Genomic DNA, 23,579 nt, shown 5'->3' on the forward strand with positions numbered 1-23,579 from the left:
GCAAATGTTTCCACTCGCCAAAACCCTGTTAATTTATACAGAACAATTGATGATTATATCAGCGTCGTGAGGGATGCCAACCGCGAAATTTCCACATGCGGCAGAAGACGGCTGTCAGTTGCGGTCATCAGCTCCGCATTTTCTGGCTTAATCCAGCAGGCCTGCATGCCGCAGCGGATGGCCCCCGCCACGTCGGTGGTCAGGTCGTCGCCCACATGAAGAATGTTACCGAGCGGCAGATTCAGTTTTTCCGCTGCCAGGTGATACATGTCGCTGAACGGCTTCGAGCGCCCGTGCGGCCCCGCGCGCAACACAAACTCAAAGTAATCCCCGAGGCCAAACAGTTCAGGCTGGGCGTTGCCGTTGGTGATGGCCACCAGCGGCCACTTTTCAGCGAGCTTCGCCAGCGTGTCGTGGGTTTCCTGCGGCACGTCGATCCGGCTGCGCCATTTGGCGAAGTTTTCCATGGCCGCTTCCGCCCCAATGGCGGCATCCTGCGCGCTCAGGCCAGCGTTGAGCATCGCCTGCTCAACCGCACGGCGACGCCATTCGGTCACGTCGTGGTAAATCTCCGGCTCGGTCTCCCGCAGGGACTGGCGCAGCTTCTGGAAATCCTTGTTCTGCATCGCTTTCAGCGCGGGATGGTAGTTCTGTACAAACGCCAGCGACTCCTGCTCGGTACGCAGGATCACCTCGCGGTTGTCATAAAGGGTGTCATCAAGGTCAAACGTCAGGGCTGAGATCTGACCGAGTGGGCGGTAAAAACGCATTATTTCCCCCGTTTGGCGCGTGGATGCGCCGCGTCATACACCGAGGCAAGGTGTTGGAAGTCTAAGTGGGTGTAGATTTGAGTGGTCGACAGATTCGCGTGGCCAAGCAGTTCCTGCACGCCGCGCAGATCGCCGCTCGATTCCAGCATGTGTGTCGCAAAGGAGTGGCGTAGCTTGTGCGGGTGAACGTGGCTGTTCAGTCCCTGCTTAATGCCCCACTCCGCAAAGCGCTTCTGCACGTTACGCGCCGAGATTCGCTTGCCGAGCTTCGATAAAAACAGTGCATCCTCTTCCGCGCCAAACAGCCCTCGCAGATCCAGCCAATGCTCAATCCAGGAGACCGCGTTGCGGCCAATCGGCAGGCGGCGCTCTTTGCTGCCCTTACCCATCACCCACACTTCGCCGGTATCCAGGTCGAGGTGTTTTAAGTCGAGGTTCACCAGTTCAGACAGACGCAGGCCTGCGCCGTACATCACCTCCAGCATCGCGCGGTCGCGCACGGCGAGCGGATCGTTAAGATCGATATCCAGCAGGCGGTTTACATCGTCGACGTCGATATTTTTCGGCAGATGGCGCGGGGCTTTCGGCGTGGCGATCCCTTTCGCCGGGTTGGCTTTCAGGCCGCCCTGGCTGACCAGCCAGTCGAAGAAACTGCGCAGCGCAGAGAGCCGGAGCGCCAGGCTTGCCGGACTGAGATTTTTTTTACGGCTACGCACAACGAACCCGCGTACCGTGGCAGCATCACATTGTTGCCAGCTTTTCAGGCCGATTTCGTCGGCAATCTGCATGATGGCATCAAGCTGACGCTGGTAATTGAGCAGGGTAATGGGGCTGAGCTGGCGCTCAACGCCCAGATAGCGCAGAAAGCGCGAGACGTCAGTGGCGAGCAGTCCGTCCGTCATACGCGTTCAATCCAGCGCTCCAGCAGCTCCGGCAGCATCAGGGCGATCTCCTGCAGCAGGTGCGTGGCTTGCCCCTGCTCATAGTGGTGCGCGTCGCGGCTGGTAAATAATATTACCCCCAGGTCGCCATCGCGCCCCATCAGCGACATCGCCACCGAGCCAATCGCTTTGGCTTCCGGCAACACGACCAGCAGCTCCGGTCCGTTCAGCGGCCCCAGATAATGGTGCTCATGGCCCAGACGCTGAATGCGCAGCGGCTCAAACGCCTGACGGCTGAGCGCCAGATGGGTGAACCCCGACGGTGCGCCAATGCGCCAGCGGTCAGGGAACAGACGAATTGTTGCGCCCGCCAGCCCCAGCTCGCGCGCCCAGCGGTGAAAGCGGCTGAGGAACTCGTCAAGGCTGTGCGCCGAGGCCAGACGCGCCTGCAGGTGCAGCAGGCGATAGAACAGGCTTTCGTTGGTGCTGGCCTGCTCCATCAGCAGCGTCATGTTCTCTTCAAGCTGGTTGATGTGGTTACGCGAGCGCGCCATATGCCATTCGACCAGCGACACGGTCCCACGAACCGGATGCGGCACGCGCATCTGTTCGACGACGCGTGCATTGCGAATAAAAAACTCAGGATTGTTCAGCAGATAATCCACAACAGCGCTGTCGTCCAGTTCCGTCACTGTTTCCTGCAGTTCTTCCCCTGGTTGTTTCATAGATGGATAAACCCGTCATAAACATGTGTCGCCGGGCCCGTCATATACAGTGGATGACCCGGTCCTTTCCAGGCGATATCAAGCCGACCGCCCGGTAACTCCACGCGAACCTCTTCCGCCAGTAACCCCTGAGAGATGCCGACGGCGACAGCCGCACAGGCGCCGCTTCCGCAGGCCTGAGTCTCGCCCGCGCCGCGCTCGTACACCCGCAGGCGGATGTGTTCACGCTTCACCACCTGCATAAAGCCGATGTTCGCGCGCTCCGGGAAACGCTCGTGGCTTTCCAGCACCGGACCGAGCGTTTCGACCGCGGCGGTTTCCACATCATCCACCTGAATCACGCAGTGCGGATTACCCATTGAGACGACGCCGCACAATACTGTCTGCTCGGCCGCACGCATAATATAGGTCTTTTCCGCTTTGTTTGCGCGAAACGGCACGGCGGAAGGCTCGAAGTTAGGCTCGCCCATGTTCACGCGCACCAGCTCGTCGTCAGTGACGCTGAGCACCATACGACCATTCGCGGTACTGACGCGGATATCGCGCTTGTTAGTCAGCCCTTTCAGGCGAACAAAGCGGGCAAAACAGCGCGCGCCGTTGCCGCACTGGTTAACCTCGCTGCCGTCCGCGTTAAAAATACGGTAGTGGAAATCAAGGTCGGGATCGTAAGGCGGCTCTACCACCAGCAGCTGATCGAACCCCACGCCCACGTGCCGATCCGCCAGGCGACGGATCAGTTCCGGGGAGAAAAACACATTCTGCGTTACCGCGTCGACGACCATAAAATCGTTGCCAAGGCCATGCATTTTAGAGAACTGCATCATTTGCTCCATTGCGCGGGTACAGAACGTTGTCGTCAGAGATTTACCTGAGTCGGGCCACCGTTGTCGCCACGATCGTTAGTCTTTGGCGTGGAAGACTCAATGCCGCTATTCACCGGTTTTGTCGGCGGCGGTGCGGTTTTATCCGCTGGCGGGAAGTACAGGGGTCCCTTAAGTCCACAGCCAGTCAGGCTAAACAGCGTGATGAGAACGGCAAGCGTTCGGAAGACGTTTTTCATTATAAAGTTGCTCGTAAGTTCAAATCTGTTTCTATCATCGCAGGAGAAGACACAAAAGCAAGAGTTTGCCGCTTTCCTGCAACGGGAATTATTTAGCGTTATACTGCCGCCATCACGAAAAACAGGAACAAAACCATGAACGACAGTGAATTCCATCGCCTTGCCGACACCCTGTGGATGACCATCGAAGAGCGTATCGACGACTGGGACGGCGACAGTGATATCGATTGTGAAATCAACGGCGGCATTCTGACCCTGAGCTTCGAAAACGGCAGCAAAATTATTATTAACCGCCAGGAGCCGCTTCACCAGGTGTGGCTGGCAGCTAAACAGGGCGGCTATCACTTCGATCTGAAAGGTGACGAATGGGTGTGTGACCGCAGCGGCGAAACGTTCTGGGATCTGCTGGAGCAGGCGGCGACGGCGCAGGCGGGTGAGGATGTGAGTTTCAGGTAGTTTTGTTGCCCGGTAAGGCGTAGCTGCCACCGGGCGAAAAGCCTCAGGAGAAATACTGCTGCAACAGCGGCGCGGTATCCTGGTTCGCGGGCACTGCCGGGGTAATTGCCTGCGTACGGAACGGGATCACCTGCGCTCGCCCATCCACGTTCACAATCTGGTAGAACTGCGGCAGGTTGAAGTTGATAAAGCTGGACCCGTAGGTGAAGCGATCGTGCGAGGAAGAGTAGAAGCGGCTGACGTCGCGCACCAGCTCCTCTTTGCTGCCTTCACAGTGGTGATACACCTCGGCGCGGTTGGTTTCATCCAGAATATAGATGTTGAACCCGGCATCGTCGCCCGACTCTTCAAAGAAGAACTGAATAATCCCTTCGCTCGCAAAACCATCAACCACCTGCGGCAGCTTGACGTGGTTAGTTTCCACCTGGACTGAGAGGCCGTGCAGCTTGTTGTGCGAAATCGCGCCGTAGAACTCAATGGCGTTTTCCAGCTTCTGGACCGACACGTTCAGACGCTCGAAGAACAGGCCCCAGGTCTGACCGGAGACGCGCAGCGCTTTAAAGCGCCCGGTTTCCTGACGGGTACTGGAGAGACGCAGCTCAATACACTCGGAGACCAGCTGCTGCACGCGGGTACGAATCAGGCCGCGCAGGTGCTGGCTGTAGCAGAACACGTCGACGCTGTCAGGCGGCGCGGCGTCCTGGTGCATCTTGCCGAGGATGGTTTTCAGCGCTTCGATCATTGCCTGCTCGCCGTTAAAGTGCAGGGTACGCACTTCGTTCCACGAGTTGCGGTACAGCAGGTCTACGCTGCCCACCAGGCAGTTTTGCTGCTCACCAAAGCTGAAGACGTCCAGCTTGCGGAAGTCAAAGTGAACCACCTGATTGCGGAAGGCCGCCGTCGGGTCGTATTCCAGGTTGACGATAATCGCCAGATGGCGGATCTCGCACGGGCTGTAGAGCGCTTTTGGCGTCGGCGCAGGCAGACGCAGCGGGAAGTGGTGCGAAACATCGGCAACCATCTCCTGCAGCTTAGCTAAATCGACGACCTCGTTGCCCTTGATAAACAGGCGCGTGCGCGAGGTCAGCAGGCCGTTAAACCAGGCCCACGCCACCAGCTTGTTCAGGTAGCGGTTATATTCCAGCGGCTGATGGCTGATGATCGAATCCATGCTTGGCGCACGGTTGTACAGATACCACCCGGTGCGGTTTGCGCGGCCCGGCGGTACGTAGATAAAGGTCAGGTTCGGCTCTGACAGGTCAGGCGAAATCTGCGGGTTAACCAGAGTGACTTTACCCGGCAGCGCTTCAAACGCGGCGTACAGCTTACGGGTCAATACACCGATATCCTGCGGGCTGGCGGACACGCTGAGGTTGTTGCGGCGCGCAAAGCGGATCAGGTTACGGTAGCTCTGCATCATCGCGTCGAGCAGTTCGTTGTGCGCTTCACGCACCTGATCGATTTTCCAGTTGGCGCGGTTATCGAGCATGGACAGACGCGCTTCGTCCCATCCCCACTCTTTCACTAACTGACTGACCACTTCACGGCGCCAGCCCACGCAGGCGCGCTCGCGGCTCAGCTTTTCACAGACTTTGAGATAGAAACATCGACGCACCAGGTCAAGACGCGTGGAATCATCAATGGCTTTCAGGTATTCAGTAACGCGCTCCAGCATCATGCAGTAGGCGTCGAGCCCGTAGGAGACAATTTCCCCGTCGTGCAGACGCTGCTTGATATCTTTCGCCAGCAGACGCGGCGTAGGGTATTCCCAGGAGTAGGCTTCCAGCAGCAACGTTTTCAGCACCGCTTTATACGGTGAGTCGATGCTCTTATAGAGCTGCCAGAGGCTTGCGCCAAAGTACTCTTCGGCAGACAGGGAGCTGAGGCCGCCCAGGTCCAGCCACTCGTTTGGCGTCAGAACACCCTGCGAGTAAAGTGACATGACGTAGTCGTCATAATTCTCTTCTTCGTCGCACGGCACCATATTCCACAGAATACGCTTCCCGGCGAGGCGAACGGCCGTGCGGTAGAATTCATCCAGCAATAAAATGTGCTGAGTTGAGCCGCAGTCTTCACCACCCAGACTGCCGCTTTCGTTGTGGCGGAAGCGGTTTTCATCAATCAGGAAGAAACTCACTTCCACGCCGAGCGACGCCGCCCAGCTCTCCAGCAGGCTACATTTACGCTGCAGCAGCTGGCGCTCTTCGTTATCGAGCCAGGACTGGTGACAGACCCAGATATCCAGGTCCGAAGAACAGCTCTGCCCTACCGATGAGGTGCTCCCCATCGAGTAAACGCCGGTAATCGGCAGCTCACCTTTCGGGGATTCCTGCGGCGGCATGCCGCGGTAGAGTTCCAGTTCGTTCAGATAATGCTGTTGGGTTTCATCAGGCGTGAAGAGGCAAATGCCCTGGGGAACGTTACCATCGAGGTAGCCCGGCATTAGCGGATGGTGATAGTGCAATAATGTCGGCAGCAGACTGTATACCTGCTGGAAAGCAGGGCCCATGGCAGCAAGCGCGCGATCCACACGCAGTTGATTTATGGCATCCAGTCTCTGTTTAAGAGTCTCAATATAGAGGTACAAGACGTATCGCCTGATGTTTCCGGGCGTTGCAAGCTATTCAAAATACGAACAACTGCGAGCCCGCAGTATTTCAAAAAGATAACCGTTACCCTTTTTTCGCCCTTATCATTATGGTGGTACCGACGAAAAAATGGTCTAAAACGTGATCAATTTAACACCTTGCCGGTTGACCGTAAAGAAAGATGCGCTACATACAAGTGTAGCACCGTTCTGTACGTGTAAATTCCTGAATACGGCTACGGCTGACGAATACGCCGCCTTGTCCCTCTCACGCTTCATCAACCGTAAAACTGCCATCCCAGAGTCAACAATGTTAGGATGGTTAGCGATTGATAATGACGGTAACAAGCATGTTAGACAATGTTTTGAGAATTGCCACACGCCAAAGCCCTCTCGCGCTCTGGCAGGCACATTATGTTAAGCAGCGCCTTGAAGCCTGCCACAGTGGATTGCGCGTCGAGCTGGTGCCGATGGTCACGCGCGGTGACGTGATCCTGGATACGCCACTGGCGAAAGTGGGCGGCAAGGGCCTGTTTGTCAAAGAGCTGGAACTGGCATTGCTTGAGAACCGCGCCGATATCGCCGTTCATTCGATGAAGGACGTGCCCGTCGAGTTCCCGGGAGGGCTGGGGCTGGTGACCATCTGCGAGCGCGAAGATCCGCGTGACGCGTTTGTCTCCAACCACTATGACTCGCTCGATGCGCTGCCGCAGGGTAGCGTGGTTGGCACGTCCAGTTTACGCCGTCAGTGTCAGCTGGCGGAGTGTCGTCCTGACCTGATCATTCGCTCGCTGCGCGGTAACGTCGGCACGCGTCTGGGCAAGCTGGATAACGGCGATTACGATGCCATTATTCTTGCGGTTGCGGGCCTGAAACGCCTGGGGCTTGAGGAACGCATTCGCGTGGCGTTGCCGCCAGAGCTGTCGCTGCCGGCCGTCGGCCAGGGCGCCGTCGGCATTGAATGCCGTCTGGACGATACGCGCACCCGCGAGCTGCTCGCCCCGCTGAACCATGACGAGACCGCGACCCGCGTAAAAGCCGAGCGTGCGATGAACACCCGCCTCGAAGGAGGCTGTCAGGTGCCGATTGGCAGCTATGCTGAATTAACAAACGGTGAATTGTGGCTGCGTGCGCTGGTTGGCGCGCCGGACGGTTCGCAGATGGTGCGCGGCGAACGTCGCGGCAAGCCGCAGGATGCCGAGCAGCTTGGCGTATCGCTGGCGGAAGAGCTGCTGAATAACGGCGCGCGTGAAATTCTGGCCGAGGTCTATAACGGAGAACCCCCTGCATGAGTATTCTTGTCACCCGCCCTTCTCCCGCAGGAGAGCAGTTAGTGAGCCGTCTGCGCGCACTGGGGCAGGTGGCCTGGGGTTTTCCGCTGATTGAATTCTCCCCCGGTCGGGAGCTCTCTGTGCTCGCCGACCAGATGAATACCCTGCAGGACGGCGACCTGCTGTTTGCGCTGTCGCAGCATGCCGTGGAATTTGCCCACGCGCAGCTGCAACAACAGGGTTTGACCTGGCCGACCGCTCCGCGCTATTTCGCTATCGGCAGAACCACCGCGCTGGCCTTACATACCGTGAGTGGAACAGACGTTCGCTACCCGTTGGATCGGGAAATCAGCGAAGTCTTGCTACAATTACCTGAATTACAAACCATTGCCGGAAAGCGCGCGCTTATTTTGCGCGGCAACGGTGGCCGCGAACTGCTGGGCGAAACGCTGCGCGAACGCGGGGCTAACGTCACGTTTGTTGAGTGCTACCAGCGCTGTGCGAAACACTACGACGGCGCAGAAGAGGCGATGCGCTGGCACGCGCGCGGCATTAATACGCTGGTGGTTACCAGCGGTGAAATGTTACAACAGCTTTGGTCGCTGATACCGCGTTGGTATCGCGAAAACTGGTTACTCCGCTGTCGGCTTCTGGTCGTCAGTGAGCGTCTGGCGAACCTCGCCCGGGAACTGGGCTGGCAGGATATTCGGATCGCTGATAACGCCGACAACGATGCGCTGCTGCGCGCATTACAATAACTCTCAAATGGGAAGCCATAATGACGGAACACGAAAAATCCTCCGCCGTGGTTGAAGAGACCAGGGAGACTGTGGACACGACGCCACAGCCAGAGACGACTGAGAAAACCGCTGAGAAGAAAAACGGCAGCAACAAAACCAGCCTCGCGCTGAGCGCGATTGCCATCGCCATTGCGCTGGCCGCAGGCGTTGGCCTGTATGGTCTGGTGAAGCAACAGGGCTCTAACCAGACGGCCACCAGCGATGCGCTGGTGAATCAGCTCACCGCCCTGCAAAAAGCCCAGGAAACGCAGAAAACCGAGCTGGAAGCGGTGATTAAGCAGCAGGCTGACGCGCTTGCCGAGGCGAACAGCAAACAGGAAGAGCTGACCAAACAGCTGGGCGAAGTACAGCAGAAAGTCGCCACGATATCCGGTACCGATGCCAAAACCTGGCTGCTCTCGCAGGCCGATTTCCTCGTCAAACTCGCCGGGCGTAAGCTGTGGAGCGATCAGGACGTGACCACCGCCGCCGCGCTGCTGAAAAGCGCCGATGCGAGCCTGGCCGACATGAACGACCCGAGCCTCATAACCGCACGCCGCGCGATTACCGAAGATATCGCCAGCCTCTCCGCCGTTTCGCAGGTGGATTACGACGGCATCATCCTCAAGGTGAACCAGCTTTCGAATCAAATTGATAACCTGCAACTGGCGGATAACAACGACGACGATTCCCCGATGGATTCCGACGGTACCGAGCTGTCCAGCTCCCTGAGTGAATGGCGCATAAACCTGCAGAAAAGCTGGCAGAACTTTATGGACAGCTTCATTACCATCCGTCGCCGCGATGAAACCGCCGTGCCGCTGCTGGCGCCGAACCAGGATATCTACCTGCGCGAAAACATCCGTTCCCGCCTGCTGGTGGCGGCGCAGGCCGTGCCGCGTCATCAGGAAGAGACCTACAAACAGGCGCTGGATAACGTCTCGACGTGGGTACGTGCGTATTACAATACCGATGACGCGACGACAATTGCGTTCCTCGAAGATATCGACAAGCTGAGCCAGCAGAACATCACCATGAACGTGCCGGATAAGCTGGCAAGCCAGCCGATTCTGGAGAAGCTGATGCAAACGCGCGTGCGTAATCTGCTGGCACAGCCGGGCGTTCCAGCCGAGCAGGCAGGCACAGCGGCGGCAGCACCAGCGCCTGAAAGCGCGCCACAGGGAGAGTAATGATGCTAAAAGTCCTTTTACTCTTCATCCTGCTGATCGCCGGGATCGTCCTGGGGCCGATGCTTGCCGGCCATCAGGGATACGTCCTGATCCAGACCGACAATTACAACATTGAAACCAGCGTAACGGGGCTGGCGATCGTTCTGATCCTCGGCGTCGTGGTCCTGCTTGCTGTTGAATGGATCCTGCGCCGTATTTTCCGCACCGGTGCCCATACGCGCGGCTGGTTCGTTGGCCGAAAGCGTCGCCGCGCCCGTAAGCAAACGGAACAAGCGCTGCTGAAGCTGGCCGAAGGCGATTATCAGCAGGTTGAAAAGCTGATGTCGAAAAATGCCGACCACGCAGAACAGCCGGTAGTGAACTATCTTCTGGCTGCCGAAGCGGCCCAGCTGCGCGGTGATGAAGCCCGCGCTAACCAGCATCTGGAACGTGCATCAGAACTGGCGTCTGGCGACCCGATCCCGGTGGAAATTACCCGCGTCCGCCTGCAGCTGGCACGCAATGAGAACCACGCGGCGCGCCACGGCATTGACCGTCTGCTGGAGATTGCGCCACGTCACCCGGAAGTGCTGCGTCTTGCTGAACAGGCTTATATTCGTACCGGCGCGTGGGGCTCGCTGCTGGACATTATTCCATCGATGGCCAAAGCCGATGTGGGTGATGATGAGCATCGTGATGAGCTTCAGCGTCTGGCGTGGATTGGGCTGATGGATCAGGCGCGCGCCGACCTGGGCAGCGACGGTCTGAAAACCTGGTGGAAGAATCAGAGCCGTAAAACGCGTCAGCAGATCCCACTGCAGGTGGCGATGGCGGAACATCTGATTGAATGTGACGATCATGACACCGCGCAGGAGATTCTCCTGGACGGGCTCAAGCGCCAGTATGACGATCGGCTGGTGATGGTGATCCCACGCCTGAAAACCAATAATCCTGAGCAGGTCGAAAAAGTGCTGCGCCAGCAGATTAAAACCGTGGGTGACCGTCCGCTGCTGTGGAGCACGCTGGGTCAATCGCTGATGAAGCACGGCGAGTGGCAGGAGGCGAGCCTCGCCTTCCGTGCGGCGCTGAAACAGCGTCCTGACGCGTTTGATTACGCGTGGCTTGCCGATGCGCTGGACAAGCAGCATAAGCCAGAAGAAGCCGCCGCAATGCGGCGTGATGGGCTGCTATTGACGCTGCAAAATAACGGAACGCAGCAGTAATTAAAAAGGAGGCCAGATGGCCTCCTTTTTTTATCGTCTTTCTGCTGCTACATTCTTTACACCTACATCCGCAAACGAATCCGCCAATGTAACGATGTCTTTTCATTAACCTTTTTTCACACACGCGCACATTTTGCAGCGTGGACTAAATCGTTTTTGAAAGGAAATCTCAATGAACTCGCTTTTGTATGCGCTTATCCAGGCGCTGCGCTGCCACCGCTGGCTACGCCTGCTTGCCTGTGCTTTTATCTTTTCTTCACTGGGGAATGGTCTAACCCAGGTTGTGGTCTTCGGTTTGCTGTTAGCATGGTCAACCCCGCCCGCTCTGCTCACTCTCGCTTTTCTTTTCGCTACGGTACCCGGATTCATCGGCAGCACGATCGGTGAAAAGCTGTGCTCACGCTGTTCTCCGATATCACTGCTGATACTGACCGAGGGACTAGGCCTGCTCGCCCTGCTCTTTCCCCTGCTTGGCGTGGGTTACCACAGCGTTGCCGCATTACTCGCTGTGCAATCCATCGAAGCGCTGCTCAGCGGGATGAGTTGGCCCGCGCTGACATTGCTCTTTAAGCGCGGACTTAGCGAAGCAGAGCTGCCTGCTGCGACCTGTCTGGAAAATGTAATTTTTGCTTCTCAGGTGTTATTAGGTACCGGACTCGGCGTGGTGCTGTTCCAGCAGACCTCCGTGTTTACCTTGCTGACTATTGATGCAGCGAGCTTTTTCGGGTCACTGTTACTGCTATGGCTGGCTGGACGCCGGTTTTCTGCGCCATTGCTACCGCTCCCCGGTGAAGAGGAAGCCCCCGCGCCACTACGCTGGCGGACGTTGACCGTTCGGCAAAAACGCAGCTTGCTCATTTTACCGGCGCTGGCAGCCGTCGGCTCACCTGCCATGGCACTTCTTCCGGCACTGGCGCAGCAACTCCATCCTCAGGATGCGGCGGGCCTTGCTTTGCCTCTGCTTTTCGCGAGGAGCATGGGACAACTTTGCGGCCCCATGCTGCTAAAAAAAGAGAGCCTGACGCGCTTTGCCGCTCATACGCCGCGAATCATCTTTTGTCTCGGCATCTTTCTGACCGGTTATGGTGTGCTGCCGTTTTTGTCCGGGTGGACGGCATGTGCGCTGGGCATGATCTTTATCGCGCATCTGGCCTCGAATGTTCTCTTCGCAGCGGGCACGTTTGGCGTACTCAGTAGTTTTCATTTCACGCAAACCGCTTCAGCCAGCGGTAAAGCCTGGCGCTGGCAAACGCTCAGCGCCTCGCTTTTCACCGGCATTGCAGCAATGGTGGCAGTTGAGTTTGGCTCAGTGCAGGCGCTCTATACGGTCTCGTCAGCCGCCCTACTGTTGGTCGCCCTGATCATGCGCAGGTATAGGGAATAAGGCATAAAAAAACGCCTGCTATAAAAGCAGGCGTTAAAACAGGTCTGTAAGACAACATATTTGGTGCTTCACTCAACGTTATGTCCATGGTGTCTGATGAGGCCGAAGCGACATCTGTCAGTGGACGATAAGCACCGTAAATGGCTCTGCGTCATTCCGGAGTTTATGAGGCACTAAGGCGAACATAAGAGATGGAATGAGCATCTACGCGTATATTATTGCACGTAACGTGCCAGATTTACACGCAGAACTTTTACGTGGCGCAACATTTTAAGATAAAAGGAAATTATTCTGTTAAGAATGGTCTGAAGCCCTATAACGTATTGCCCGAGGCAGTAATATGTTGCCTGGAGGAGACGCTAAAAAGCAAATAAACGGAAAGTTGTTTGTTTTCAGATGATTACATGTCGCTGAATCGCAACAATGAGAAATAGCGCTGTCGGGGGATCACTACGGAGATAAAAAGTGCAGAAAACAAAAAACCCCGCCGAAGCGGGGTTCAAAATTGGTCGGCGAGAGAGGATTCGAACCTCCGACCCACTGGTCCCAAACCAGTTGCGCTACCAAGCTGCGCTACTCGCCGATGTACTGCTTTTTGAATTTTTAGTTCAATTCATTTAAAAAGTCGTGGTGCGAGGGGGGGGACTCGAACCCCCACATCCTAAGGACACTAACACCTGAAGCTAGCGCGTCTACCAATTCCGCCACCTTCGCAATTCACAACTCTTTCAATAATGGGGTGGCTAATGGGATTCGAACCCACGACAACTGGAATCACAATCCAGGGCTCTACCAACTGAGCTATAGCCACCACTGTATTCTTTCACGCGGTACTGACTACTTCTCAGACCACCGCAGCTCTAGCGCCGGGAACTAAAATGGCGCGCCCGACAGGATTCGAACCTGAGACCTCTGCCTCCGGAGGGCAGCGCTCTATCCAGCTGAGCTACGGGCGCTTAGCGCCGTTGCGGGGCTGGATATTACGTACCTCCGTCCCCGCTGTCTAGTGCTTTTTTGAAAAAAATGCGCGTTTGGTTATGGTTTGCACATTTTGCCGCTTATTCCTCCACTTTCTGCGTGGTGGAACGGCGACCCAGGCCAAAAAGCTTATACGCAGCCGTTACAGCCGCCAGGAAGATCAGCCCGACAAACAGCGACATGCGGGTATCTTCATTAAAGTACATTCCAATTAATACGCAAATCAGGAACGCCATCGTCAAATAGTTCGCATACGGGAACAGAATCGAGCGGAACGGATGGCTGGCTATCGCTTTTTTATGCGCATGGCGAAAACGCAGCTGGCTGATAAGGATAACAAACCACGGCACCATGCCCGGCAGCACGCTGGCGCTGTAGACATAAACAAACACGCGCTGCGGATTAGGAATGATGTAATTCAGGCAGGAGCCAATCAGCAGGATGATAATGGAGACCGCCACGCCCGCTACCGGCACGCCAGCACGTGAGACTTTACTCATCGCCGCAGGCAACTGATTATTCTTTGAGAGCGCATAGAGCATACGGCCACAGCTGTACATCCCGCTGTTACAGCCTGACAGCGCTGCCGTCAGGACCACAAAGTTGATGATGCCCGCAGCTGCTGTAATACCAATCTTCGCGAAGGTTAAAACAAACGGGCTACCCGTCGTGCCGATTTCGTTCCACGGGAAGATAGTCACAATAACGAAGATTGCGCCCACGTAGAAAATCAGGATGCGCCACAGCACTTTGCCCACCGCGCTACGCAGCGTGACCTGCGGGTTTTTCGCTTCACCGGCGGTAATGCCGATCAGCTCCACGCCCTGATACGAGGCCACAACAATACACAGCGCCGTCAGGAAGCCCTTCCAGCCGCCGGCGAAGAATCCGCCGTGTTCAGTCAGGTTGCCAAAGCCGATGGCGTGTCCGCCGTTGCCAAAGCCATAAAAAATCACGCCCAGACCAATAACAATCATCACGATGATGGTGGTCACTTTGATCATCGCAAACCAGAACTCGATTTCACCGTAAAGGCGCACGGCGGCCAGGTTTGCCAGGGCCACCAGCCCCACGGCAATAATCGCAGGTATCCACTGGACCATGTCCGGGAACCAGAACTGGACGTAGACCCCTATCGCGGTGATTTCAGAGATGCCCACCGCCATCCACATAAACCAGTATGACCAGGCCGTCAGGTAGCCAAAGAACGGGCTCATATAACGGTGCGCGTAAACGGCGAAGGAACCGGTTACCGGCTCCAGAAAGAGCATTTCGCCCATCGAACGCATGATGAAGAAAACAAACAGCCCGGCGATGATATACGCCAGTAATACGGAAGGGCCTGCCCATTTGAGCGTGCTTGCGGAGCCCATAAACAGGCCCACGCCGATAGTGCCGCCCAGCGCTATCAGTTCGATATGACGAGCTTCCAGTCCACGCTGTAGCTCCGGTTGTTTCTCAGCCATAGATCCTCGATTGTGTTTGCTGTTGCCCGGCTTAATACCGGTTATTGTTTTTTAGGGGTACTAAAATACGGTGCGAATGGTTTCTTAAAATCGGCCAAATGGCAAACGATGCATTAAAAAAATGAATGCATTGCACAAATTGTCAGCAGTTTTGCAGGTGAGTTGCAGCGCGAACAGCATATCGCGCTACATTTTGATTACATCTTCCCGGTATAGTGCCAGGTGAGGTAACGAAGCAGACGGATCTGTCGTTTAATGCGGGTTGGCTGTGAAAGCAGGCGGTAGAGCCACTCCAGCCCCATATTTTGCCAAATCTTCGGCGCGCGCTTAACGTGGCCGGTAAAGACATCGTAGGTGCCGCCAACGCCCATATAAAGTGCATCCGGGCTGACCAGACGGCAGTCGCGCATCAGGATCTCCTGGCGCGGGGAACCCATCGCCACGGTGACGATTTTAGCCCCGCTGTCGCGAACGCGCTCAAACAACGCCTGCTGGTCTTCAGGTTTAAAGTAACCGTCCTGGCTGCCGACAATATTCACTTTCCACTGGCGACGCAGCTTCTCTTCGGTCTGGGCCAGCACGTCAGGCTTACCGCCAATCAGGAACACCGGCGTGCCCTCCGCGCCAGCGCGGGCCATAAGCTGCTCCCAGAGATCGGCACCCGCCACGCGGGAAACATTAGCGTCAGGATACTTTTTACGGAGAGAGCGGACCACGCTGATACCGTCCGCGTATTTAAATTCGGCCGCCTCTATCAGGCTTTTCACCCCGGCGTTATCTTCCACCGCCAGCATCTTTTCCGCATTGATGGCGACCAGCGTACCGGATTTCATCTGTCCGTCGGCAAACAGAAAATCCAGCGCGTGCTGCATGTCGCGCCAGCCAATAAGCTGCAGGCTACGTAGCGCATAGCGCGGTGCAGAAGTTTTATCAGTCATTACTTTCCCTACTCAGACTTGCGACAGCGTTGTGCTGCCCTGTGGCTCGCGCTTGTGCACAAGCCCTGCGCTGTCGAACAGCCAGTACAACAATTTAGCCAGTAAGAGGCAGATGCCAAAAACGACCATGAAGAACACCACGCGCGAAACGAATGAATCCAGGCCCTCGCGCGCCAGGACGATCATATTGAAAATGGCACCAAAGCAGAAACTGTGCAAAATGGCCGCCTTGTAGCGGTTGGTCTCTTCGTTACCGCGCACGTAGAGCCAGTCAAACCACTTAATAATCAACCCTACGACACACGCGCCCGGCAGGATAAACCAGCCTCCGCCCATCACCACCAGGGAACCAATCAAGGTTGGCGAGATCGCCAGGCCCGAATGGTTGTTCAGCACTTCCCACGTAAAATAGTTCGCGGTATTGACCACCACACCAGGACGGTCCGGCCACAGCCAGCTCGGGATAAACACATAGAAGTCGCGAACAATCGGCGCCAGCCCCTGGAAATCAATCTTGTCGTAGTTTTGCAGCAGCAATGCCAGGTTTTCCCACGGCGAGAAGGTATCGCGCGTCAGGTAGAGGAACGTGTAAAACGCCTCATCGCCCGCCACGTTCATCCCGTAGCGTTTCAGCGCCAGCCAGAACATTCCCACAATGCCAAACACGCCTGCTGCAACCAGCATCCATAGCGAGATCCAACCGCGGATGATGCCGATAAACAGGAAGATAGCGAAAGCGATGATGATGTTGGCGCGCGTACCGCCCACAATCATGTAGGTCAGGATGCCAAACGCGACGGTGCTGACCAGAAAGAACAGCCACGCTTTGCTGTCCTGACGCAGGAAGAAGATCACCAGCATCGCCGGGATGAAGAAGTAAAAGAAACGCTTAAGCGCCACGCCCGAGACTTCGGCCGAAAAAATCTGGCTGTAGGAGTGGAGCTTAAACAGCAGGAAGCCGTTATGCATGAAGAAGATACCGACGCTGACCAGGGCGATCGTCATCAGCATCACCCACGTCAGGTGGGTCTCCACCCGATTCATGGTAAAAAGCGCCCGACGCGGGGCTGCAGCCTGCGCTGAACGCAGACGCGTTTTATAGGTGACGTAGTAGACCGCATAGAAGCAGGTCGACGCCAGAAGCGCCTGGAGCAGGATTTCCGGCGGCGCGACGCTCACGTCAAAACGGAAGACCAGAATGCTGGTGAGCGGGAAGCCGAAAAAGAAGGTCAGCAGAAACAGTAACGAGAAGAATACGTTAAAGTTGAAGCGCACCCGGCGGAATTCAAACCAGGTAAGCGTGGCGATAAACAGCGTGCTCAGAAGCCAGACAACCAGTAAGCCGCTAAACTGCAACTGACTCATGCGTTGTCTCCTGATGCGATACGCAGCGCGCGGTGCCACGGCGTGAGGTAATTCGGACTGAAAAAGTCGATGCTATTTTTATCCACCAGCGTGAGCTGGCGTTGTGCTTCACGTACCACCTCAACGTTCAGCGTGTCTGAGGTAAACAGCACAGGAATATGCTGCTCGGCCATATCCTGCCAGAACGGGTTTTCACGGTTGAGCACGCACGGTATGCCTGCCTGGATCAGCAGGCACTGCGTACCAATCCCCTGCTGACGGGCAAAGATGAAATAGCCCAGATCGCATTTTCTCAGCAGCGCAAGGTAGTCATCAAATTCCAGCTTCTCGCTGAGAATATGCAGATTCTCCTGGCTAAACAGCGCGAGTCCCTGCTGGCGAACCTCATCAATATAGGCGTCATTGTTGGCGGGATAGCCCATCGGCACCACCACGTTCACCGTGTCGCCAAACTGCTGGTGTACTGCCCGGAGCGCAGCCACATGTTCGTTACTGCGGTCGCCGGAATTCCCCACCAGCACCGTCAGCTTCCCGTCGCGAACCGCGTCATTCGCCATGGTGTTTAGTGCCGGATCCATACGGGTTGGGAAATAGAGTAGCTCACCGCGCACGTTTGGATGCTGCTTCGCAAAATAATTCAGATCGCCACGGGTGGCAAAAACGCAGCCCACCCTTCCCTGTGCCATACGCCGCAGCGGGTAGAAAAGACGAAATTTCCAGCCGCGGGAAACTTCGTAAAGATCGGCTCCCCAGATATGCCAGCTGCACTGGGAGGGCTTAATTCGCCCGCTGAGCAGTGCCAGCCACAGGCCGGTATTAAACTGCCCGTGGAAAAAGAAACGTTGCTCACGATCCGCTTTAGCTTTGGCAATAACCGCCTTCGCCAGCGTGGCTTTATCTGGCCAGAAGGCGATTGTCAGCGCCGGAAACGCCTCGCTCAGGCCATTATCCTGACCTGCAACCATAAACTCGCGCGCATCAGGATTGCCCGATGCCAGTTCGTCGTTGAAGAACCGCAATACGGTCTGGTTATGGTGTGGGATGTCCGATCCCAGGATGTGAATCAGTGCAGTCATGCGCGTTTACGCCACAATAAAAATACGCCGCAGCAGGCAGCGAAATAAACGATATAGGTTGCCATGTAGGCCTGAGCCGCCCCCAGCGCACCGTGCGCGGGTATCAGCCAGTGTGAGAATGCCGTCAGTAACGCAAACTGGCTTACTTCTGCCAGGATATACAGCCGCAAAGAGGCTTTCGCAATCACCAGATAGCCGAAAACGTAAGCACCCACTTTCAGCACATCACCCACCAGCTGCCAGGCAAAGAGATCGCGCATGGCAACAAACTTCGCCGAGAACAGCAGCCAGATGGCGACATCGCGCAATAACCAGACGGTTAAACTGGCCGCCGCCACAGCGGGTAATACGAAACGCAGGGAGCGGGAAATTTCTCGGGTAATATCCTGCCTGGACGTCAGACGCGATAAGGTTGGCAGCAAGTAAACGCTAAAGGAAGCCGTAATAAACTGGAGGTAAGCATCGGAAATACTGCTGACGCCCTGCCAGATCCCGACTTCATCCCAGCTGTAATGCGCCGCCAGCAGGTTTCGCATCATCACGTAGGCCACCGGCAGCGTGACGGAGGTGATAAGCGCCATCAGGGTAAACTTACCCAGCTGGCTGGCAAGCACCTTGTCCCATTGCGGTTTCAGGTAGCTCAGAGGGATGACGCCCCGGCGCATCAGCATGAACGCCGCAGGCACAACAACCAGTGCCGGGACCAGCGCCAGCCCCAGCAGTGCGCCTTCATAGCCACCCAGGCGGTAGCAGAAATAATAGGCAATTACGCCGATGATGCTGCCCAGGATTAAGGCAAGCGCGTTCCCGGCAGCATCGCGAAAACCCTTCATCAGCGCCAGCAGCAGGTTGGCCCAGGCAATGCCCATCTGGACCAGCGCGACCAGACGCACCAGCCCCTGATAATGGGAGTGCCCGAACAGTCCCTGGCTGATGGGAGCCGCCGCCAGCAGAAACACAATCGCCAGCAGGGTCGAAAAGCCCGTGACCATTGCCGACGCGGTGCCCACCACTCTGCGCAGCTGAGCCGCATCATCGTGATGCTGAGCCACGTATTTGGTCACGCCGTTGAAGATACCGGCACCAGCCAGCACGCCAAGGACGGTAACAAGCTGGCGGAAATTGCCCGCCAGCCCGACGCCTGAAGGTCCGAATGAGACAGCCAGCAGCTTAACGACCAGCAGTCCGGCACCAATTTTTACAAGCGTGGACGCGGCGGTCCACACCGATGCTTTTGCCAGAGACATATCAGCCGAAATAGCTCAGAAGGGTATTGATCACCGTACGCTGGTTAACTGGCGCGAGGTTGTAGAACAGTGGCAAGCGAAGCAAACGCTCACTTTCTTTCGTGGTGTAACGGTCTTCACCCGCGAACGTGCCAAACGCTTCGCCCGCCGGGCTGGAGTGCAGCGGAATATAATGGAAGACCGCCATAACTTCGGCTTCTTTCAGCCAGGCGATGAGCTGGCTGCGATCGTCGTTATCGCGCAGCTTAATGTAAAACATGTGGGCATTGTGGACGCAATCAGCCGGAATCGTTGGCAGCTCAATGCGCCCGGCTTTTGCCAGCGGCTCAAGCGCATCGTAATAGGTTTGCCACAGGGAAAGACGCTGAAGGTTAATACGCTCCGCCGCTTCCAGCTGTGCCCACAGGTACGCGGCCTGCAGGTCGGCCATCAGGTAGCTTGAGCCGATATCGCGCCAGGTGTATTTATCCACCTGACCGCGGAAGAACTGGCTGCGGTTGGTCCCTTTTTCGCGGATCACTTCCGCACGCTCAACCAGGGCACGATCGTTAATCAGCGTCGCGCCGCCCTCACCACCAGCGGTGTAGTTTTTGGTTTCGTGGAAGCTAAAGCAGCCGATATGGCCGATAGTCCCCAGCGCGCGTCCCTTGTAGGTGGACATCACGCCCTGCGCGGCATCTTCCACCACGAACAGATTATGTTTTTTGGCGATCGCCATGATGGTGTCCATTTCACAGGCCACGCCCGCGTAGTGAACCGGCACGATCGCGCGCGTTTTGTCAGTGATCGCCGCTTCAATCAGCGTCTCATCAATGTTCATGGTATCCGGGCGGATATCCACAAAGACGATTTTCGCTCCGCGCAGCACAAACGCGTTCGCCGTGGAGACGAAGGTATAGCTCGGCATGATCACTTCATCACCGGGCTGGATATCCAGCAACAGGGCCGCCATTTCCAGCGATGCCGTACAGGACGGGGTCAGCAGCACTTTGGCGCTGCGAAAATGCTGCTCCATCCACTGCTGGCAGCGACGAGTAAAACCGCCGTCACCGCAGAGTTTGCCGCTGCCCATGGCAGACTGCATATAATCGAGCTCGGTTCCGACGACGGGTGGTGCGTTAAATGGAATCATCTTGTCACCTGTATAACCAGTAGGCAGTGGCGTCGATGTTGGCACCACTCGCAATATAACGTTTAAGCGCGGCGGTGTTGCCCACCTGGGTCGCCACCCGCAGCGTCTCAACCTGCTGCTGCTGCGCCCAGTACAGCGCCGCCTGCATGAGTTTCTCACCCATGCCGCGTCCGGCTAATAAGCCAATACGCGCCTCGCGCTCGTTGAGCTTGCGCAGCGAGACAAATCCCTGGATCTGACCGTCCGCAGCACGGAAAACCAGGCAGACGTGGTCAAAAGTGCCTTTAACCGCATTCTCTATCCACTGGGCATAGAAACGTCCGCTATCGTCAGGCGCATACCAGGGCGTGCGAAAGCGGCTCTGCGCAAACGCCTGGGCCGCCATCTGACGCAGCACAGGAATATCCTGTTCCGTTGCAATTTCTGCGGCGGACGCGTCATGCCGGGTGAGGGTGATGGAAAGGTCTACCTCACCTTCAACCAGCTGAAAACCGTGCTGCTGGAGCGCGTCAAGCAGGTCAGCACGCTCCGCCGGGATCTTAGCCTGCACGCGCTGCCAGGCGCTGAGCTCAGCTTCCTGCAGGACAGGCGCATTCTCGCGCCAGCGGACTATCGCCGAAGGACAGGCAAAAAATGTGCTTTCCCACTCAAGGGACTCAAGCACGCCGTGGAGTTCACTCAACGCCAGACACCTTTCGTATCAACCACATACTGCTGACGCACGGTATTACCGGACGTCGCTTTAAACTCTTTATGGTCCACCAGCAGCACCAGCACGTCCGCCGTCGCCAGCGCGTCGTCCAGCGCCGTCAACGTGCAGTGCCCCGCCAGTTTTGCCGGCAGTTCATGAATATTTGGCTCGACCACCAGCGTTTCGCCCTTGTGCCATTCAGCAATCATCTCAGCAATTTCCATCGCCGGGCTTTCGCGCAGATCGTCAATGTTGGGTTTAAATGCCAGACCAAAGCAGGCAATTTTCAGCTCGCTGGCGCGCTTGCCGCTCTCTGCCAGACAATCCGCTACCGTCGCTTTAACCTGATTGAGCACCCAGTGAGGTTTACTGTCGTTCACTTCACGCGCGGTGCGAATCAGACGCGCCTGCGCCGGGTTCTGCGCCACGATAAACCACGGGTCGACGGCAATACAGTGACCGCCCACGCCCGGCCCTGGCTGGAGAATGTTCACGCGCGGATGGCGATTTGCCAGGCGGATTAATTCCCAGACGTTAATCCCCTGATCGGCACAGATCAGCGACAGTTCGTTAGCAAAGGCGATGTTAACGTCACGGAAACTGTTTTCCGTCAGCTTGCACATCTCGGCGGTGCGGGAGTTAGTCACCACGCATTCGCCTTCCAGGAAAATCTTATACAGCGCGCTGGCACGTTCGGAACAGACCGGCGTCATACCGCCAATCACCCGGTCGTTTTTAATCAGTTCGACCATCACCTGCCCCGGCAACACGCGCTCCGGGCAGTAGGCGATGTTGATATCCGCCTGCTCGCCGGCCTGCTGTGGGAAGCGTAAATCAGGACGCGCCTCGGCAAGCCACTGCGCCATCTGCTCGGTAGCGCCGACGGGAGAGGTCGACTCCAGAATCACCAGCGCCCCTTTCTTCAGCACAGGGGCAATAGATTTTGCCGCCGCCTCGACGTAGACCATATCGGGCTCGTGGTCGCCTTTAAAGGGCGTTGGAACGGCAATCAGGTACGCATCAGCTTCCACTGGCGTCGTGCTGGCGCGCAGGAAGCCGCCATCAACCGCCTCTTTCACCACGCGGTCAAGATCGGGCTCCACAATATGAATTTCGCCACGATTAATGGTTTCTACCGCCCGTGCGTTGATATCCACACCGACAACCTGTTTTTGGCGAGAGGCAAACGCAGCGGCAGTAGGCAGGCCAATGTAGCCAAGACCAATGACAGAGATGGTAGTAAAACTCATAGCGATACCCGATTGTGTTTAAGTGCATGCAAAATACGGCCACAAGCCTGCCCGTCGCCATAAGGATTGTGGGCTCGGCTCATCGCCTGATACGCTTCCTCGTCATGCAGAAGGCGCGTGACCTCTTCGACGATGAGCTGCGCGTTGGTGCCAACCAGACGCACCGTCCCTGCTTTAACCGCCTCCGGGCGTTCAGTAGTTTCGCGCATCACCAGCACCGGTTTGCCGAGGGATGGCGCTTCTTCCTGAATACCGCCGGAATCGGTGAGGATCAGCCAGGCGTGGTTCATCAGCCAGACAAACGGCATGTAGTCCTGCGGTTCGATCAGCAGAACGTTTTCGACGTGGCCCAAAATACGGTTGACCGGCTCGCTGACGTTAGGGTTAAGGTGTACCGGGTAGACAATTTGCACATCGTCGTTTTGCGCGGCGATTTCAGCCAGCGCGTGGCAGATTTGCTCAAAACCCCGACCAAAGCTTTCGCGACGGTGGCCAGTCACCAGAATGGTTTTTTTGCCATTATTGAGGAACGGATAGCGGGCAGCGAGTTGTTCCTGCAGGTCGCTGTTTGCCAGTACGCGATCGCGTACCCAAATTAACGCGTCAATGACCGTATTGCCGGTTACAAAGATTTTGTTATCGGCGATATTTTCGCGCAGCAGGTTCTGACGAGAGTTTTCCGTTGGCGCAAAATGGTACATCGCCAGATGGCCCGTTAACGTGCGGTTGGCCTCTTCCGGCCACGGAGAATAAAGATTGCCGGTGCGCAGACCCGCCTCAACGTGGCCGACGGGGATACGCTGGTAAAACGCGGCCAGGCTTGTTGCCATCGTTGTCGTGGTATCACCATGTACCAGGACAACGTCAGGCTTGAATGATTCCAGGATCGGCTTGAGATCCTGCAGTATGCGACAGGTTATTTCCGTCAATCCCTGTCCCGGTTTCATAATATTGAGGTCATAATCCGGGACGATGGAAAAGAGGGTTAAGACCTGATCGAGCATCTCACGGTGCTGAGCCGTGACGCAGACCTTCGCTTCAATATCAGGATCGCTGGCCAGCGCATGAACCAGAGGCGCCATCTTAATGGCCTCCGGCCTGGTGCCAAATACGGTAAGTACTTTCACATCG

The 23,579-nt window shown here is 56.6% G+C and carries 21 protein-coding genes and 4 tRNA genes; 6 read left to right on the top strand and 19 right to left on the bottom strand.

The window, feature by feature from the left end; translation table 11 throughout:
- Positions 1–53: 53 nt before the first annotated feature.
- The 5 genes from yigB to lptM are packed head-to-tail and all read right to left on the bottom strand — an operon-like array spanning position 54 to position 3,436.
- Positions 54–770, bottom strand: a complete 717-nt coding sequence (gene yigB / locus ACWKXT_RS21020) for a 5-amino-6-(5-phospho-D-ribitylamino)uracil phosphatase YigB (protein ID WP_454529431.1) — start codon at positions 768–770, stop codon at positions 54–56.
- Entirely contained in the window at positions 770–1,672 is a 903-nt protein-coding gene (gene xerC, locus ACWKXT_RS21025) for a tyrosine recombinase XerC (protein WP_454533339.1), read from the bottom strand. The genes yigB and xerC overlap by 1 nt, the downstream gene beginning before the upstream one ends.
- A complete protein-coding gene (locus ACWKXT_RS21030) occupies positions 1,669–2,376 on the bottom strand; it encodes a DUF484 domain-containing protein (protein WP_163330938.1) in 708 nt (235 codons plus the stop codon). The genes xerC and ACWKXT_RS21030 overlap by 4 nt, the downstream gene beginning before the upstream one ends.
- Complete coding sequence (gene dapF, locus ACWKXT_RS21035) at positions 2,373–3,197, bottom strand: diaminopimelate epimerase (protein WP_061096761.1); 825 nt, start codon at positions 3,195–3,197, stop codon at positions 2,373–2,375. Before dapF ends, ACWKXT_RS21030 begins: the two co-directional genes overlap by 4 nt.
- A 35-nt stretch (positions 3,198–3,232) precedes the next feature.
- Positions 3,233–3,436, bottom strand: coding sequence for an LPS translocon maturation chaperone LptM (gene lptM, locus ACWKXT_RS21040; RefSeq protein ID WP_080330375.1), 204 nt, complete (start codon positions 3,434–3,436; stop codon positions 3,233–3,235).
- 135 nt (positions 3,437–3,571) lie between these two features.
- On the opposite strand from lptM, the gene cyaY reads away from it, so the two are divergent.
- Positions 3,572–3,892, top strand: a complete 321-nt coding sequence (gene cyaY, locus ACWKXT_RS21045) for an iron donor protein CyaY (RefSeq protein ID WP_003860816.1) — start codon at positions 3,572–3,574, stop codon at positions 3,890–3,892.
- A 43-nt stretch (positions 3,893–3,935) separates the two neighbouring features.
- On the opposite strand, the gene cyaA is transcribed toward cyaY, so the two are convergent.
- Positions 3,936–6,479 (bottom strand): class I adenylate cyclase, encoded by a 2,544-nt coding sequence (gene cyaA / locus ACWKXT_RS21050; RefSeq protein ID WP_454529434.1) that lies wholly within the window; start codon positions 6,477–6,479, stop codon positions 3,936–3,938.
- 350 nt (positions 6,480–6,829) lie between these two features.
- Between cyaA and hemC the strand changes: the two genes are divergently transcribed.
- The 5 genes from hemC to ACWKXT_RS21075 all read left to right on the top strand — a co-directional run bounded on the left by hemC (position 6,830) and on the right by ACWKXT_RS21075 (position 12,305).
- Complete coding sequence (hemC, locus tag ACWKXT_RS21055; protein WP_454533340.1) at positions 6,830–7,771, top strand: hydroxymethylbilane synthase; 942 nt, start codon at positions 6,830–6,832, stop codon at positions 7,769–7,771.
- Entirely contained in the window at positions 7,768–8,508 is a 741-nt protein-coding gene (gene hemD / locus ACWKXT_RS21060; protein WP_454529436.1) for a uroporphyrinogen-III synthase, read from the top strand. Before hemC ends, hemD begins: the two co-directional genes overlap by 4 nt.
- 20 nt (positions 8,509–8,528) lie before the next feature.
- Positions 8,529–9,719, top strand: coding sequence for a uroporphyrinogen-III C-methyltransferase (gene hemX, locus ACWKXT_RS21065; RefSeq protein WP_454529437.1), 1,191 nt, complete (start codon positions 8,529–8,531; stop codon positions 9,717–9,719).
- 2 nt (positions 9,720–9,721) lie between these two features.
- On the top strand, positions 9,722–10,921 hold the full coding sequence (gene hemY / locus ACWKXT_RS21070; RefSeq protein WP_454533351.1) for a protoheme IX biogenesis protein HemY: 1,200 nt from the start codon (positions 9,722–9,724) through the stop codon (positions 10,919–10,921).
- Positions 10,922–11,093: 172 nt separating this feature from the next.
- The gene (locus tag ACWKXT_RS21075) at positions 11,094–12,305 is read left to right on the top strand and encodes an MFS transporter (protein ID WP_454529438.1); all 1,212 of its coding nucleotides are present in this window, start codon (positions 11,094–11,096) and stop codon (positions 12,303–12,305) included.
- Between the two features lie 506 nt (positions 12,306–12,811).
- Here the strand turns inward: ACWKXT_RS21075 and ACWKXT_RS21080 are convergent.
- From ACWKXT_RS21080 to wecB, 13 genes are all read right to left on the bottom strand, one after another.
- Positions 12,812–12,888: transfer RNA gene (locus ACWKXT_RS21080), tRNA-Pro, on the bottom strand.
- Between the two features lie 45 nt (positions 12,889–12,933).
- Positions 12,934–13,019, bottom strand: a tRNA-Leu gene (locus tag ACWKXT_RS21085).
- Positions 13,020–13,040: 21 nt separating this feature from the next.
- Positions 13,041–13,116 (bottom strand) — tRNA-His (locus tag ACWKXT_RS21090).
- 68 nt (positions 13,117–13,184) lie between these two features.
- Positions 13,185–13,261: transfer RNA gene (locus tag ACWKXT_RS21095), tRNA-Arg, on the bottom strand.
- A 102-nt stretch (positions 13,262–13,363) separates the two neighbouring features.
- On the bottom strand, positions 13,364–14,749 hold the full coding sequence (gene thrP, locus ACWKXT_RS21100; protein ID WP_454533341.1) for a bifunctional threonine/serine APC transporter ThrP: 1,386 nt from the start codon (positions 14,747–14,749) through the stop codon (positions 13,364–13,366).
- A gap of 197 nt (positions 14,750–14,946) precedes the next feature.
- Positions 14,947–15,687 carry a lipopolysaccharide N-acetylmannosaminouronosyltransferase gene (gene wecG / locus ACWKXT_RS21105; RefSeq protein ID WP_454529440.1) on the bottom strand — a complete coding sequence of 247 codons (741 nt, stop codon included), beginning with the start codon at positions 15,685–15,687 and terminating at the stop codon, positions 14,947–14,949.
- 12 nt (positions 15,688–15,699) lie between these two features.
- A complete protein-coding gene (wzyE, locus tag ACWKXT_RS21110; protein WP_454529441.1) occupies positions 15,700–17,052 on the bottom strand; it encodes an ECA oligosaccharide polymerase in 1,353 nt (450 codons plus the stop codon).
- The gene (locus ACWKXT_RS21115; RefSeq protein WP_454533342.1) at positions 17,049–18,128 is read right to left on the bottom strand and encodes a TDP-N-acetylfucosamine:lipid II N-acetylfucosaminyltransferase; all 1,080 of its coding nucleotides are present in this window, start codon (positions 18,126–18,128) and stop codon (positions 17,049–17,051) included. Before ACWKXT_RS21115 ends, wzyE begins: the two co-directional genes overlap by 4 nt.
- Positions 18,125–19,375, bottom strand: coding sequence for a lipid III flippase WzxE (wzxE, locus tag ACWKXT_RS21120; protein ID WP_454533343.1), 1,251 nt, complete (start codon positions 19,373–19,375; stop codon positions 18,125–18,127). Before wzxE ends, ACWKXT_RS21115 begins: the two co-directional genes overlap by 4 nt.
- A gap of 1 nt (position 19,376) precedes the next feature.
- On the bottom strand, positions 19,377–20,507 hold the full coding sequence (gene rffA, locus ACWKXT_RS21125; protein ID WP_454533344.1) for a dTDP-4-amino-4,6-dideoxygalactose transaminase: 1,131 nt from the start codon (positions 20,505–20,507) through the stop codon (positions 19,377–19,379).
- Between the two features lie 4 nt (positions 20,508–20,511).
- Entirely contained in the window at positions 20,512–21,189 is a 678-nt protein-coding gene (rffC, locus tag ACWKXT_RS21130; protein ID WP_454533345.1) for a dTDP-4-amino-4,6-dideoxy-D-galactose acyltransferase, read from the bottom strand.
- Positions 21,186–22,448 (bottom strand): UDP-N-acetyl-D-mannosamine dehydrogenase, encoded by a 1,263-nt coding sequence (gene wecC, locus ACWKXT_RS21135; protein WP_454533346.1) that lies wholly within the window; start codon positions 22,446–22,448, stop codon positions 21,186–21,188. The genes rffC and wecC overlap by 4 nt, the downstream gene beginning before the upstream one ends.
- Positions 22,445–23,575, bottom strand: a complete 1,131-nt coding sequence (gene wecB, locus ACWKXT_RS21140) for a non-hydrolyzing UDP-N-acetylglucosamine 2-epimerase (protein WP_454529447.1) — start codon at positions 23,573–23,575, stop codon at positions 22,445–22,447. Before wecB ends, wecC begins: the two co-directional genes overlap by 4 nt.
- Positions 23,576–23,579 lie beyond the last annotated feature (4 nt).

Source organism: Enterobacter sp. UPMP701, assembly GCF_053709515.1.

What these genes read in the sequence shown, in the direction of transcription:
- yigB (WP_454529431.1), bottom strand. Translation starts at nt 770, where the DNA reads ATGCGTTTTTACCGCCCACTCGGTCAGATCTCAGCCCTGACGTTTGAC.
- xerC (WP_454533339.1), bottom strand. Translation starts at nt 1,672, where the DNA reads ATGACGGACGGACTGCTCGCCACTGACGTCTCGCGCTTTCTGCGCTAT.
- ACWKXT_RS21030 (WP_163330938.1), bottom strand. Translation starts at nt 2,376, where the DNA reads ATGAAACAACCAGGGGAAGAACTGCAGGAAACAGTGACGGAACTGGAC.
- dapF (WP_061096761.1), bottom strand. Translation starts at nt 3,197, where the DNA reads ATGCAGTTCTCTAAAATGCATGGCCTTGGCAACGATTTTATGGTCGTC.
- lptM (WP_080330375.1), bottom strand. Translation starts at nt 3,436, where the DNA reads ATGAAAAACGTCTTCCGAACGCTTGCCGTTCTCATCACGCTGTTTAGC.
- cyaY (WP_003860816.1), top strand. Translation starts at nt 3,572, where the DNA reads ATGAACGACAGTGAATTCCATCGCCTTGCCGACACCCTGTGGATGACC.
- hemC (WP_454533340.1), top strand. Translation starts at nt 6,830, where the DNA reads ATGTTAGACAATGTTTTGAGAATTGCCACACGCCAAAGCCCTCTCGCG.
- hemD (WP_454529436.1), top strand. Translation starts at nt 7,768, where the DNA reads ATGAGTATTCTTGTCACCCGCCCTTCTCCCGCAGGAGAGCAGTTAGTG.
- hemX (WP_454529437.1), top strand. Translation starts at nt 8,529, where the DNA reads ATGACGGAACACGAAAAATCCTCCGCCGTGGTTGAAGAGACCAGGGAG.
- hemY (WP_454533351.1), top strand. Translation starts at nt 9,722, where the DNA reads ATGCTAAAAGTCCTTTTACTCTTCATCCTGCTGATCGCCGGGATCGTC.
- ACWKXT_RS21075 (WP_454529438.1), top strand. Translation starts at nt 11,094, where the DNA reads ATGAACTCGCTTTTGTATGCGCTTATCCAGGCGCTGCGCTGCCACCGC.
- thrP (WP_454533341.1), bottom strand. Translation starts at nt 14,749, where the DNA reads ATGGCTGAGAAACAACCGGAGCTACAGCGTGGACTGGAAGCTCGTCAT.
- wecG (WP_454529440.1), bottom strand. Translation starts at nt 15,687, where the DNA reads ATGACTGATAAAACTTCTGCACCGCGCTATGCGCTACGTAGCCTGCAG.
- wzyE (WP_454529441.1), bottom strand. Translation starts at nt 17,052, where the DNA reads ATGAGTCAGTTGCAGTTTAGCGGCTTACTGGTTGTCTGGCTTCTGAGC.
- ACWKXT_RS21115 (WP_454533342.1), bottom strand. Translation starts at nt 18,128, where the DNA reads ATGACTGCACTGATTCACATCCTGGGATCGGACATCCCACACCATAAC.
- wzxE (WP_454533343.1), bottom strand. Translation starts at nt 19,375, where the DNA reads ATGTCTCTGGCAAAAGCATCGGTGTGGACCGCCGCGTCCACGCTTGTA.
- rffA (WP_454533344.1), bottom strand. Translation starts at nt 20,507, where the DNA reads ATGATTCCATTTAACGCACCACCCGTCGTCGGAACCGAGCTCGATTAT.
- wecC (WP_454533346.1), bottom strand. Translation starts at nt 22,448, where the DNA reads ATGAGTTTTACTACCATCTCTGTCATTGGTCTTGGCTACATTGGCCTG.